Source organism: Clostridium sp. HGF2, assembly GCF_964240115.1.
Taxonomy (GTDB): Bacteria; Bacillota_I; Bacilli_A; order Erysipelotrichales; family Erysipelotrichaceae; genus Clostridium_AQ; species Clostridium_AQ innocuum.
Genome location: NZ_CAXSSO010000008.1, coordinates 115,864 through 129,662 on the forward strand (window position 1 = coordinate 115,864; position 13,799 = coordinate 129,662).

Here is a 13,799-nt window from a genome sequence, read left to right on the forward strand (position 1 = left end):
AAGCAAACTTTTCCTATTTTGCCTGTGGTATACTTAGATAGGAAATGAGGTAGGTATATGCTGTTATGTCCGAAATGCGGAAATAAACTGGTCAGGGAGGAACGCGTATGGCGCTGTCAGAATAACCATTCCTATGACATTGCAAAGCGTGGATATGTCAATCTGGCGCTGCATCATAAAGCACTCAGCGGAGATGATCGGGAAATGGTAAAGGCACGCACACGATTTTTATCCCATGGATATTATGCACCGCTGCAGGCTGCACTGGTTGAGCTGGTACGGGGCTATCATCCGTCAGTCGTCATAGATGCAGGCTGTGGGGAGGGGTATTATACGAACAGAGTGAAACAGGAAACGGAAACACTGCTTGGCTTTGACTTATCCAAGTATGCAGTCGATGAAGCGTGCAAGGCCAGAAGCGGTGCGGTATATGCGGTGGCGAGTGTTTTTCATATGCCGCTGTGTGAAGCCTGTGCCGATATGGTGCTTTCTGTGTTTGCACCGTTTCAGGCAGAGGAATTCCTGCGCGTCTTACAGCCGGGTGGTATCTTCATCAAGGTCGGTCCCGGTCCGAAGCATCTGATGGGGCTCAAGGAAATACTGTATGATGTACCTTATGAAAATCCGTCGGAAACGCTGCAGCAGGAGGGCTTCATTCTGGAAAAAACGCAGACGGTGGAAGCTACTATCTGTATTCGGGATGCAGCTGATATTCAGGCACTGTTTCATATGACGCCCTATTACTGGAAAACACCAAAGGATGCGGCTATGCGCTTGCAGGAGCTGGATGAGCTGAAAACGAAAATTCAGTTTCAAATCGAAATCTATCGCAAAGATGAAAACATGCTTAACAAACAAGAGCAGGCTATGCTATAATGTGATACAGGTATTAGGAGAAAGGCGGTAAACAGGTATGGCATTTGAATCACTAAGTGAACGTCTGGGAAAGGCGTTTAAAAATATAACCGGAAAGGGAAAGCTGAGCGAAAAAAATATGAACGACATGCTGCGCGAGGTGCGTATGTCGTTGCTGGAGGCCGATGTTAATTACGGCGTCGTTAAGGATTTCATTGCCCGCGTAAAGGAACAGGCACTGGGAACGGAGGTCATGACCTCTCTGAATCCGGGGCAGATGGTTGTAAAAATCGTTCATGACGAAATCGTAGCGTTGCTGGGAAGCGAGGATGCTCCGGTAAATTATAAAAGCAGTGGAATAACAACTGTCATGATGGTGGGTCTGCAGGGTACCGGTAAAACAACGGCATCCGCAAAGATCGCCAACGTAATGAAGAAAAAGCAGAGCCGCAAGCCGTTGCTGGTAGCCTGTGATGTTATTCGTCCTGCAGCGATTGAACAGCTGAAAACACTGGGGGAAAGCATTGGTGTTGAGGTCTTTTCACTTGGTGTGGAGACCAAGGCGCTGGAAACAGCGAAGCAGTCAATGGATTATGCCAAGGAAAACGGCTATGATACCGTGCTCTTTGATACTGCCGGGCGTCTGCATATTGATGAAGAGCTGATGCAGGAGCTGTCCGATATCAAGGCTTTTGTACATCCGGATGATATTTTGCTGACTGTCGATGCAATGACCGGACAGGATATTGTGAATGTTGCAGGCAGCTTCCATGAACAGCTGGAGGTTACCGGTCTCGTATTGACGAAGCTGGATGGTGATTCCAGAGGCGGTGGTATTCTGTCTGTGCGCTCCATCACACAGGTTCCGGTAAAGTTTGTCGGTCTGGGTGAAAAAATTGACGACTTGGATGTGTTCCATCCGGATCGTATGGCCGATCGTATTCTGGGCATGGGAGATATCATGTCTCTGGTCGAGCAGGCACAGGATAAAATGGATATCGAAGCAAGCACGAAATCTGCGAATCGCATGATGAGCGGACAGTTTACTCTGACAGACATGCTTGTGCAGTTCCAGCAGCTTGAAAAAATGGGGTCTCTGGGCGGTATGATGAAGCTGATTCCGGGGATGAACCAGCTGGCAGGGCAGATCGACGAAGCCAAAGCCGGCAACAAAATGAAGAAAAGCACCGCAATCATTCAGAGTATGACGATGGAGGAGCGGGAGAATCCCAATATCCTTCGTGCATCCAGAAAGAATCGTATTGCCAAAGGTAGTGGTACAACGGTAGCGGATGTAAACCGGCTGTTGAATGAATATGAGAAAATGAAGCAGGTCATGAAGCAGATGGGTGCTATGACCAAGTCCGGTAAAATGCCGAACATGGGCGGTATGGGAGCCATGGGGGCGATGAAAAACATGCGCAGCATGAATAAGATGATGCGTCAGGGCGGAAAACGAGGAAAACGATAACAAGGCATACACTGCCTTGTTTTTATTAAAAGGAAGGTGTAGTTAACTGTTGGTCAAAAAGGTTGCTTACGATTCTGATTTCAATCAGTGATACCAATCAAGATTTGATGAATGCAATACGTATTTTGTGAGGAGGGTGTTTATGAAGGTATTTGTATATGGCTATCGAAAAGAGGAAGCTGCTTATTTCAGTGCCTGTGCAAAAGCGATGCAGCTGGAAATCGGTACCTGTGCACAGCGACCGACACTGGAAAATGCACAGCTTTGTCAGGGCTATGAATGCATCAGTGTGCTATCAACACCGATCGATGCTGCATTGCTGCAGAAATTGCAGGAGGTAGGTGTCCGCTTTCTGTCAACACGTACTGTCGGCTATGATCACATTGACCTTGCTTATGCCAGAAAAATCGGTATTCATATTGGAAATGCAACCTATGCGAGTGAGAGTGTGGCGGACTATACGATTATGCTGATTCTGATGGCACTGCGCAAAATGAAGCTGATTTTGCAGAGTGCGGTCAGTCAGGATTATTCCTTTGATGCGGTATTGGGCAGCAATCTGAAGGGAAAAACACTCGGAGTGATTGGGACGGGAGCCATCGGACAGACACTCATTCGTCATATTGCCGGCTTTGGTTGTAAAATACTTGCCTATAATCCACATCCGCGAAAGGAAATGGAGCAATATGTGACCTATGTGGATTTGAATACCCTGTATCAAAACAGCGACATTATCACGCTGCATGTACCGTTAAACGATGCCACCTACCATTTGCTCAATGAAGCGGCTTTTGCCCGGATGAAGCCTGGTGTAATCATCGTGAATACAGCACGCGGTCCTCTGATCGATAATACGGCGTTGATTGCTGCGATAGAATCAGGAAAGGTCAGTGCAGCTGCGCTGGATGTCGTCGAGGGAGAAACCGGTATCTATTACAATCGAAGGAAAGGGAAGATACTGAAGCAGCATGATATGGCTGTATTAAACTCCTTTCCCAATGTACTGCTAACACCGCATCTCGCTTTCTTAACCGATGATTCCTATCGGGATATGGTGACACATTCGATGAAGAGCTGCTATCTGTTTATGCACGGCGAGGAAAATCCATGGCTTATTCAGTAGAGTGATGAATAATCAGGCTGCAAAACCTGATGAGAGGCCTTCGCGCTTTTTTTCAGCTTAGGAGTCGATTGATATATATGATGAAAAGGGTCAAGCTTATATTGATCCTTTTTGTTTCACATGATTAGGATGATTTCAGAATCAAAGCCTTGGTCTAGTTTTTTGATCACTGTCACAACAAAGAAAGTGAACATAATGCATGATTCTCCTTCTTGCAGCTATAACTGATCCTTGGTGTGGAGCGCATGCTTTCCCTTTGCAGCAGCCTGCAAATAGCCTGTTTTAGCTATTTGTGAAAAGCTGAAGCAGCTGTATAGGTCTTTACATAAGCATGACTGCATACAAGCGGTAGGCTGATTATGTCCTACAGGTGCTAATTGTTTTTCACTGCAACTTTTCTGCTCATATAATCGTGTTTATAATAGAGGGGATAAAATTCCTTGTTAGGAGGGAAGTGCGGCATGAGAACTTATGCGGATATGACATTTGAAGAAGTTATGGAAGCCTTTGCGGATACTGTGACCCGTCTTGCATATTTGCGGATGGGAAATGAGCAGGATGCAAAGGATATCTTTCAAAATGTCTTTTTGAAGCTATATACACAGACAATGGAATTTCACGATCCTCAGCATGTGAAGGCTTGGCTGATTCAAACAACGATTCATGCGTGTGCAGATGAGCATCGGAAATTCTGGCGAAAGCATCATATACGGCTCGATGAAGCCTTTGCTCAGGTGGAGGATGTACAGGAGCGCAATGAGCTGTATGAGCTGATGGAGCTGGTACCCAACCATCGCAATGCTTTGTATTTATATTATTATGAGGGCTATTCCATACGGGAAATCAGTAGACTCATGAACGCACGCGAGAATACTGTGAAGTCCTGGATGCGGCGCGGGAAACAGGAGCTGCGCAGTCTTTTGGGAGGTGAAGAGGATGCGTGAGAAAAAATTCAGGGGCTTTGATGATATACACTGCCCGCAAAGCTGGAAAGAACAGGTGATGGATCAGGCGGAGTCCTCCGAAAGAAAAAAAAGCGTCTATATATGGCGAATTGCTGTTTTATTTCTGCTGGCATTGCTTTCCTTAGGTACTGCATATGCGTGCAGTGATACGGTACGCGATTGGCTTTTATCACTGTTTAGCAATGGACAGGAGAAGGTGAAGGTAAAGGAAGACCCTGTTTCTGTACAAGCCCTCAATGGAATCACCTATCTGGATGCCGACTGCCGCTATTATGTAAAACTGCCGGAAGAAAAAATTGCGGCGGAAGATACGTTGACCGTATATGAAAAAGGACGAATCGTAGAAGACGCTGTTCCAAAGAAAAGCTTAGAGCTGCAGCTGCCAGTGGAAAACAGCATCGTGACTGTACAATTACAATATGTTCATCTGAAAGACGAGTACCTCCCTCTGTATCTAAAAGGGGAAGAGGGCGATGGAATACCGGATTCATCGTTCCGTGTACTGGCGGACGGAATGCTGGTGATTGAATATGTGCAGGATACATTTCAAAATGCCTATCTGGTTGATCCGGAAACAGCAGATGTGCAAACCATTGGAGATTTATCCTATGCATACCATGCAGAAGCGGAATCTGGAATGCATATCTATGCCAACACTGTACAAAGCAGTGTCTCCGGGCGGTTTCTGCTGTATCGCACGTATGCATTGGCACAGGGATGGGCAAAGGAGAAAGCAGAAGCACAATGGGTGCTGCTGGACAGGGTGGAAAATACCCGTCGTAGGCTGGATACAAAACGGCTGCCTGGCTATCTGCTGGGAAATGAGCTGCGTATGGCTGGCGATACGCACATCATTACAACAAAAAGCTATGCAGTGGATGCTACTACCGAAGCGAATTATCCGATTGTGTATAATTACCGTAAGAATACCTGGACAGAGTACAGTGACTACCAGTGCGCTGTTCCCTTTGTCAGTGATTATTTGTATCGTGCAAGAGACTCTTCCATGGAGCTGCTGAATTTCTGTACACAGGAAAAGCATTCGATTCCATTACCGGAGAACATGCGGGCAGAAGACTGTATTTTGTATCCGTATGATGGGTTTTATATCAGTGAGAGTACGCTGAGCAGTGCATTGGATATCTATATTGTATCGCAGCAGCGATGGATTCATTTGGATGCAAAGATATTGAATGGTGAGACAGCTGTCCTCTTTGCGTATCCGCTGGATGATCACACGCTTTTGCTCAATCAGACATATTTGATCGAATTTCACAAATAATCTGGAAAAGTATACATTATTAAATATTACATTTATATACTACCCTGCTTTTAACGATTTTGCAATCGTTTACATCAATTTCTGTTTGAAACCTTATGTCCGGCTAGTCTTTATCGTGGTGTTCTCAAAGAAACGCCGTACCAGATACGCGGTTTCTTTCCTGTATGATGTAAAAAGCTTCAGCTCTGGCAAGTGCCACACAGGATAGAAAAAGCATAATCTTTTCTATTCAGACCTAAGAGAAAAAAACAACAGGTGATTTTTACTTGATAATAAAGAAAACAGAGGAATCCACTTAACAGAAGATTGGATTCCCCTTTTTTTATGAACATTTCAGTCCGCAAGAAATCAGATTTTCTCCCTGACAATCCTTAACGAATCACCCTACAAACAGTTATCCCAGTCCCTCGCTGTAGGCGTCTCTTCTAAATCCTTCTGTATAAAATGATGAACTGCCTGTTCCCTGTCCTTTCAGATTTCCATTGACTTAGCTACTGCTTTTCCAACAGAAACATACACATCCTACAATCGAGCATAAAGCCGCATTGTATCAGATTTTTTCGAATAGCGATATTATGAACATCAATATCCCCTATCAGCTTATGAATATCGTGATGCCAGGCCATGTCCATTGCCTTTTGCAGCAGCACGCTGCCAAGCCGCTTTCCCTGATAATCGGCATGTACCCCAATATATCCGATTCCTCCAACATCATCCAGCAGACGATTTACACTGATAAAGCCTGCAGGTTGCCCTTCAACAAGCAGAATCTGAAATAAAATGTCGCTTTCTTCATCATCCAGCAGCTCCTCCATCTGCTTTTGGACTGCCGGATACAGCCCCATACTGGTATGTTCTCTTTGCAAAAGCAAATCCGGTGTAGTTCTGCTTGCGCTCACCATCAGCTCCAGCAGATTTTCCTTCGTCATCTGCTTTGCCGATACGAACTCATAGGAATGCAAATCCCGTTCAGCAGTCATCACTGTGTAGCTTTCCCTTTTAATTTCAATGGGAAACCAGCGCTTCAGCGCCCGATATACGAGTGTATAGTTGATTTTGTCCGAATACAGGTCGATGCGCCATTCTCTGCTTCGATCCAGATGGCCAATAACATCCCTTACAAACTGATCAGCCTCCGTCTGCTCGATCGCCTCCAGTGTCAGATTGCCAATGTAGGAATGCTCATCATAAATAACTGCTCTGGCAACCACCTGCTCCTTACGAATCATCACATAGCATTGCTGCAGAGACAGCTCCTGTCTGCTTAACCCCCGTTTCAGGGAACGATTCTGTTCCTTGCTGCTTGCCGGCATCGCTGTCATAGATGCTGCGTACTGCTCTTTACAAATTTCTGTTTTCATTCTTTTGTCCTTTCCTTTCATAAATTTGCTGCATAGGAAAGAAAAAAGCATCCCAAGGGATGCCCAGAACATGCGCTAGCTATCAACACGGCAGTCTGTATCTTTCCTCAGTTTATACGTTTTGAATGTATTCATACAAACCACCTGCCTTTCTTATTATATACGGTACCTTTAAGGTATAACAGTACTATAGCATACTATCCTATACTGTATGAGACATTCCAATATCTGTGCTTTTTTTAATAAAACAGCTGTACAGACATCAATTTACAGCTATTATTCTAAGGTTTTATGGATGTCTCCAATTGTATACCTTGTGAAATAAAAGGGAGGTACTGTAATGAAAAGATGTGTTCATGCTGTAAAGCTGGCAATGACAGTAATGCTGTCAGCCTTTCTGTTTCTTTCGGTTCAGGATTTGGGATTTATTCATGCTGCTGATAAGAAAATCGTATTGTTAAAACAAGCTTCTAAAGAAAACTATGATACTATTCAAGCTGCGATAGATGCTGTTGCTGCCGGAGAAGACGCTATAATACAAATTCCTGCAGGGACTTATAGCGAGCCGCTGAAAATATCAAATACTTCTTCTCGGACGATTATACTGAAAGGGGCAAGTGCTGATGTCAGTGCCTATAGCAACGGTGGTGTCAGAAGCAGCGAGGAAACCATCCTGACCGGTGGTATAGAGGTAAACGGTCTTTTAGAGGATGACTCCTTGGAAATCAATGGATTGACACTGCATGGCAAGGGAATCAATATCGTTGGATGGGGTGCTCCAATCATATCGAGCGGGTCAATAAGAATTGTGAATAATGTGATAACAAATATCACAGATAAGAGCATTTCTGCGATACATATCAATTGTGGTTCTGATGAGTATCTCGATACTGTGAATTTAAAAAACAACTATATAGATAATATCGGGGAAGAAGGCTATGCGTCAAACGGTGTATATTCAACGCTTCCAGTTCGTGCGATGTATATATCCGGAAATTATATAGGAAATGTCAATCACACTGCAATTCAGCTGGGAAGCATGACAGTGAAAGAACTGCTTTCAATAACAGAAAATCATATTTTCAATTGGAATAAGGATGGAATCGCCGGGACAGGTGCACAGGGAAGCCAGGGAGATGGGATTTACCTTCCCAAGGGAAGTACCCCGGTGGCAGTACCGGTACAAGTGAATCAAAATTATATTGCAAGAGAAAAAGAATTGCCAGGCTCTGCAGGCTTTGCGACACGCTGTAATTTAAAAAAAGGCGCGATTGATCTTTCGGCGAATTACTGGAACGAGGTGTATCCATACAAGGTGATTTCTGGAGGTACGTATGCAAATGTCACTGTGAAATCTGTTTGTGATGAGCATATGAATGTAACACAGCAAAGCATTGGAGACTTTCGGTTTTCTATTTCCACGCTTTACAACAGCGGAACGGACAAAGAGAAAATGCTGAGCGCAACCATAGTGATGCTGGATCAGGATTTTGATAAGCCTGCCGTACAGTGGAGCAGCGCTGATGAACGTATTATTGCTGTCGAACAACGTCAGGATGCAGCTTATTATGTAGCGAAGAAGAGTGGGATGGCAAAGATTAGCGGAAAAATCACGGACCCCAAATCAGGTGTGATTTATACACAGGAAGCGGAGGGTAAGGTCATTGATATTGATATGGATAACGTTGTAATGGAGCCCGGCTCGCTGAAGCAGCTGCAAATCAGTGTGCTGCCGGAAGGGGAATCTATTTACTATAATAAGATTGAATGGACCTCCAGTGACGAGAGTATTGTAGAGGTTGACAGCAACGGCTGCTTGAGCAGTAAGGATAAAAAAGGAAATGCAGAGGTCACAGTGACCATGTATGGATTCGGTACGAAGCTGTATGCACAGAAAACCATAACAGTAACCGTTGAAAAGCCGAATCCGGTACAGAAAATCAATATGCAGAAAAACTTGCTGATGAAAAAGGGGGATACGCATACGCTGCAAGCGGAGATACTTCCTGCAGATGCGGATTCACAGAAAATCATATGGACATCCTCGAATGAAGATGTTGCTGTTGTGCATGCGGATGGCAGTATTTCAGCAGTTGCAAATGGAACCAGTACCATTACTGCCACCATCGATCATGTGACTGCGACCTGTGATGTGTCTGTCTATGAAGTCAAGGAAGCGAATATTGAGCCGCTAGATCCATCAAGGCCGTCCAGCACAAGTCAAGCAGGTATTATGGATGAAAAATCACAGGATATCATTGAAAGTACAGTTGATAATATCCTTTCTGAAATAGCGGAAGGAAGAGAAATTGCTTCGGATGTCCTTGATGAAACAACTAGAACTGCCGTTTTACAGGCAATGAATGAAGGAAAAGCTATCCAGCTGACAGCAAATGCAGAGGTGCTTGGAGAAGAGGAAATTGATGCAGCGGATCTGCGTATAATACAGGAGTATCTTTCAAATATAACGGACGCTCAGCATTCCGCCCTGCAATATTTTGACTTCAGCTTCCACCTTGTGAGCGATGATGGAGCCTTATTGGGAGAAATTAAGCAGCTGAAACAGCCGATTTCCTATGCTGTTGTATTGTCTAAGGGAACAGCACAACAGGATACAAGCTATTATATGGTGCGGCTGCATAACGGTAACATCACCAAAATCCCATTGCATACCAATGCGGATGGAACTATGACCTTTTCCACCGATCAGTTTTCATTATATGCACTGGTTGCAGAAAAGAAGGTGGATGCGGGCAATGAACCAATAGAAAAGCCGAAGCAGCCACATGAGCAGCCCGAGGAACCCAAGCAGCCGAACACTCAACCAGAGCATCCGGTTACAGACGCGAAGCAACCATCCTCTACACATGAAAAAACAGAGAAACCGGTAAAAAAGAAAGTTGCTGCTGTCAGCACCGCCGATATGCAAAATGAAGCCTTATGGCTGTCAGCGGCTGCGCTTACCGTACTTCTTATGGCAGTTGTCCTTCGAAAAAAACACAAAAAGGGTGCGGAGTAATAAATTGATGATTAGACAACTGATGCACATGCTGCTTGTTGTCTGTTTACAGGAGAAGTGATGCATCCTTAGTGTCTTTAAAGCTGCCACTGCATGGCAGCAGTGTCTGTATGCAGATGCCGTTCATTAAATATTCAGCAACCAGAAAAGGATCATCAGAGACTGCTACTAACTTCTACGCTTTTATCAATTATCTTGACAGAGAAAATTCAAAGAATATAACATAGTCACAAAAAAAACAAGGGTGTCAAGTAAAAAACCTTGACAGACGGATAATCTATGGTATACTTATCAAGGTAATGCTAAGAAAATAACCAATAGGAGGAAATTATATGGCTGTAAAATTAAGATTAAAGAGAATGGGTTCCAAGAGAAAACCTTTCTACAGAATTGTCGCTGCGGATTCCCGCGCACCTAGAGATGGACGTTTTATCGAAATCATCGGTACTTATAATCCAACAACAAATCCTGCAAGCGTAGTGCTGAACGAAGAACTGGCTACAAAGTGGCTGAAAGAAGGAGCACAGCCTTCTGATACTGTTCGTAACATTCTTTCTAAAGAAGGAATTATGAAACGTCTGCACGAAGAAAAAAACGCTAAGTAAAAGAGTATGATCGATTACGAAAAAGTATTGTTGGATCTTGTAACACCGATGGTTGAGGATAAGACCAATGTATCTGTCAAAATGATGCCGACACTGGAGGATAATGAAATTCTGTTGTACGTATATGCCAACAGCGATGATGTTGCCCGCCTGATCGGACGTCGTGGCATGATGGCTTCTTCTATTCGTCAGATGATGTCTGTGGCATCAAGGAAAGAGGATAAAAGAGTTACCATTAAGTTTGAATCATATTAGGATGCCTTTCGCATCCTTTTTTTGGAGGTAGGATATATGAAAGAAATCAATATCGGTATGCTTGTGAATACACATGGTCTTCGCGGTGAAATGAAGGTCAAGGTGCTTACGGATTTTCCGCAGCTACGATTTCAAAAGGGGGCAGTTGTGCATCTGCAGCTGGCACAGGGACAGTTGGACCTGAAGATACAGCATGTACGGGAAAGCAAGGGACAGCTGCTTGTCAAATTTGAAGGCTATGATGATATCAATCAGGTGGAAGGCTGGAAGGGCAGCATGCTGACCATACGGGAAGAGGAGCTGCAGGAGCTGGATGAATTTGAAGCGTACTTTCACGAATTACAGGATGCCGTGGTCTATGATATGGAGGGGGTACAACTGGGGACAGTTAGCGAAATCATAGAAACCGGAGCCAACGCAATCCTGCGTGTCAAAACGAAGGATAAGGATATTCTGATTCCTTTTGTCAGAGCCTTTGTCAAGGAGTTTGATCGTAAAAACAAGGTGATGAAGGTGGAGCTGATGGAGGGGCTTGTATGAAGATAACAGTGCTGACACTGTTTCCTGAGTTTTTTGACAGCTTTCGTTCCACATCCATAATCAAGCGGGCACTGGAGCAGCAGCTTGTGGAATTTGAAACGGTGGATTTTCGGGCGTTTACGTTAGACCGCCACAATCATGTGGACGATACACCGTGCGGCGGCGGACAGGGGATGGTGCTTTCCTGCCAGCCAATCGTTGACTGTCTGAAATCGGTGCGCAGTGAGGATTCCTTTGTCATTATGATGACACCGCAGGGGAATCGCTTTGATCAAAAGCTGGCTCACCGCTTTGCCTCCGAAATCAAGCATCTGATCATTCTTTGCGGACACTATGAGGGCTTTGACGAGCGCATTCGTTCCTTTGTGGATATGGAGGTATCTCTTGGGGATTTTGTATTGACCGGAGGAGAAGGTGCTGCGCTGGTGATTTCCGATGCAGTCATACGACTGCTGGATCACGTTATTAAAGAAGAAAGTCACAGCGATGATTCTTTTGAAAACGGTCTGCTGGAGTATCCGCAATTTACCCGTCCCATCGAATTTGAGGGAATGCGGGTACCCGATGTTTTACTGAGTGGTCATCATGCCAATATCCGTAAATGGCGGCTAAAGGAATCGTTGAAGAAGACGATGGAGAAACGTCCGGATTTATTGAAAAATCGTGAGTATACAAAAGAAGAACGGAAGCTGCTGGATGAAATTGAAGCTGAGAAGGAACAAGGTGAAGGATAAAAGGAAGTCCTTTGCCTTTTTACAATACTACTTGGTTCTATCTGCTGCAGTATAAGTACGTGTAAAACGATTGGTATCAGATAAGGCGTCTGTTTAAATAAACACTGCTAGTTACTGAAACAGATCGATACGTGCTGTATTATCATACACTATATTGATAAGTAATAATCATGACAGCTTGTCTGGGATTTGTATCTCAATGGTAAAATATGTCGGAGATAAGTATAAGACTAGTTAGAAATACATAATGAAGGCCATCAGTCCTATACGGTCTGTATTAGCCTTTTTTGGAATATGACAATACGCTGTCGATGAAGGTGTGCTATACTTTGGGAAAAGGAGAGATTCAAAATGAATATGAAGAGCTATCTGGAACAGTATTCCCATACGGCGCTGGCTATGAATGACATAGAGATACTGCCTGAACACATACGTGTGGTAATGGTGAATGAATGTGCACCATTAAGGAATGAAGATGATTTTTATGGGAATACGGATGGTGAATATGCTGTATCATTGCGCTCGTTTTTTTCAGATTCAGAACCTGCTCATCTGCTTACGCGGGGGATTTACGTAACCAATGCCTGCAAGCTGCCAAAACCAAGGGAAGGCTTTACCAAACAGCAGCTGCAGGAAAGCTCTGTCATTCTGGAGGAAGAGCTGAAGCTGTTTGAAAATCTGCGTGTGATTATGCTGATGGGGGATGTTGCGATACGCGTGCATACCATGATTGCCAGGCGTAATCATACAGCGCGCATTCCTGCCGGTTCCACCTACAGGCTGCGCAGCAGCATCTGGATGGATGGAGATATCCGTTTGTTTCCTTCCTATATTATGACCGGAAAAAATCTGCAGATTGAACGCAGTAAACGGACGATGATTGCAGAGGATATTTCGCAAATGCTCGCCTATTTGGAAACGCTGGATAGCGCAGGCTGAAAATGGAGGAGAGCAGTTCGGATTTTCTTTGTAAAATTCGGCATTCTCCTTTTTTTTAGTTGGTGAAAATGGTATGATAATAGCAGAAAGGACCCGACCTTTCTGAAAACGACTTCTTCTTTACCGCTGTAAAAAAATGGATGAAAAAGTATTTACAAATATCCCAGATCTGTGATATCATATATAAGCCTTTATGGCACGCGGTTCCGCTGAACAGTATGATTCAAGAGCCTCTACGTTATGATGAATAGAAAAGGAGCGCCATTATTATGAACATGCAGTTAGTAAATGAAGTAACAAAATCACAATTGAAGAAAGATGTCCCATTCTTTAAATCAGGTAGTACCGTTCGAGTACACGTTAAGATCAAAGAGGGTGACAAATCCCGTATTCAGGTATTTGAAGGATTGGTTATCGCAAAGCAGGGTGGAGGAATCAACGAAGTATTCACTGTTCGTAAAATCTCTAACCAGATCGGTGTAGAAAGAACATTCCCGATTCACTCTCCAATTGTTGAAAAAATCGAAGTTGTACGTAACGGTAAGGTTAGAAGAAACAAATTATTCTACTTACGCGGACGTTCTGGTAAGGCTTCTCGTATTAAAGAAGTTCGTTAAGCTGGAAAAAAGTCGGGTCTTGCTCGACTTTTT

The 13,799-nt window shown here is 44.1% G+C and carries 13 protein-coding genes; 12 read left to right on the plus strand and 1 reads right to left on the minus strand.

Annotated features, from left to right (window positions below):
• Positions 1-57 precede the first annotated feature (57 nt).
• The 5 genes from ACESPQ_RS14395 to ACESPQ_RS14415 all read left to right on the plus strand — a co-directional run bounded on the left by ACESPQ_RS14395 (position 58) and on the right by ACESPQ_RS14415 (position 5,696).
• Positions 58-876, plus strand: a complete 819-nt coding sequence (locus ACESPQ_RS14395) for a putative RNA methyltransferase (RefSeq protein WP_373144512.1) — start codon at positions 58-60, stop codon at positions 874-876.
• A gap of 37 nt (positions 877-913) precedes the next feature.
• Positions 914-2,326 (plus strand): signal recognition particle protein, encoded by a 1,413-nt coding sequence (gene ffh / locus ACESPQ_RS14400; RefSeq protein ID WP_002608907.1) that lies wholly within the window; start codon positions 914-916, stop codon positions 2,324-2,326.
• Positions 2,327-2,468: 142 nt separating this feature from the next.
• On the plus strand, positions 2,469-3,449 hold the full coding sequence (locus ACESPQ_RS14405) for a D-isomer specific 2-hydroxyacid dehydrogenase family protein (protein ID WP_118001836.1): 981 nt from the start codon (positions 2,469-2,471) through the stop codon (positions 3,447-3,449).
• Positions 3,450-3,910: 461 nt separating this feature from the next.
• Entirely contained in the window at positions 3,911-4,393 is a 483-nt protein-coding gene (locus tag ACESPQ_RS14410) for an RNA polymerase sigma factor (protein ID WP_002608909.1), read from the plus strand.
• Positions 4,386-5,696, plus strand: a complete 1,311-nt coding sequence (locus ACESPQ_RS14415; RefSeq protein WP_373144513.1) for a hypothetical protein — start codon at positions 4,386-4,388, stop codon at positions 5,694-5,696. The genes ACESPQ_RS14410 and ACESPQ_RS14415 overlap by 8 nt, the downstream gene beginning before the upstream one ends.
• A gap of 491 nt (positions 5,697-6,187) precedes the next feature.
• Here ACESPQ_RS14415 and ACESPQ_RS14420 read toward each other — a convergent pair whose 3' ends face one another.
• Positions 6,188-7,057: a GNAT family N-acetyltransferase gene (locus ACESPQ_RS14420; protein WP_109770367.1), complete on the minus strand. Its 870-nt coding sequence runs from the start codon at positions 7,055-7,057 to the stop codon at positions 6,188-6,190.
• 340 nt (positions 7,058-7,397) lie between these two features.
• Between ACESPQ_RS14420 and ACESPQ_RS14425 the strand changes: the two genes are divergently transcribed.
• The 7 genes from ACESPQ_RS14425 to rplS all read left to right on the plus strand — a co-directional run bounded on the left by ACESPQ_RS14425 (position 7,398) and on the right by rplS (position 13,766).
• Positions 7,398-10,076, plus strand: coding sequence for an Ig-like domain-containing protein (locus tag ACESPQ_RS14425; protein WP_373144514.1), 2,679 nt, complete (start codon positions 7,398-7,400; stop codon positions 10,074-10,076).
• Between the two features lie 332 nt (positions 10,077-10,408).
• A complete protein-coding gene (gene rpsP / locus ACESPQ_RS14430; protein WP_002608913.1) occupies positions 10,409-10,681 on the plus strand; it encodes a 30S ribosomal protein S16 in 273 nt (90 codons plus the stop codon).
• A 6-nt stretch (positions 10,682-10,687) separates the two neighbouring features.
• Entirely contained in the window at positions 10,688-10,936 is a 249-nt protein-coding gene (locus ACESPQ_RS14435) for a KH domain-containing protein (protein ID WP_002608914.1), read from the plus strand.
• A gap of 36 nt (positions 10,937-10,972) precedes the next feature.
• On the plus strand, positions 10,973-11,476 hold the full coding sequence (gene rimM, locus ACESPQ_RS14440) for a ribosome maturation factor RimM (RefSeq protein WP_109770144.1): 504 nt from the start codon (positions 10,973-10,975) through the stop codon (positions 11,474-11,476).
• Positions 11,473-12,210, plus strand: coding sequence for a tRNA (guanosine(37)-N1)-methyltransferase TrmD (gene trmD / locus ACESPQ_RS14445; RefSeq protein WP_373144515.1), 738 nt, complete (start codon positions 11,473-11,475; stop codon positions 12,208-12,210). The genes rimM and trmD overlap by 4 nt, the downstream gene beginning before the upstream one ends.
• A 351-nt stretch (positions 12,211-12,561) precedes the next feature.
• Complete coding sequence (locus ACESPQ_RS14450; protein WP_373144516.1) at positions 12,562-13,149, plus strand: hypothetical protein; 588 nt, start codon at positions 12,562-12,564, stop codon at positions 13,147-13,149.
• Between the two features lie 269 nt (positions 13,150-13,418).
• Positions 13,419-13,766: a 50S ribosomal protein L19 gene (gene rplS / locus ACESPQ_RS14455; protein ID WP_002608918.1), complete on the plus strand. Its 348-nt coding sequence runs from the start codon at positions 13,419-13,421 to the stop codon at positions 13,764-13,766.
• Positions 13,767-13,799: the final 33 nt, after the last annotated feature.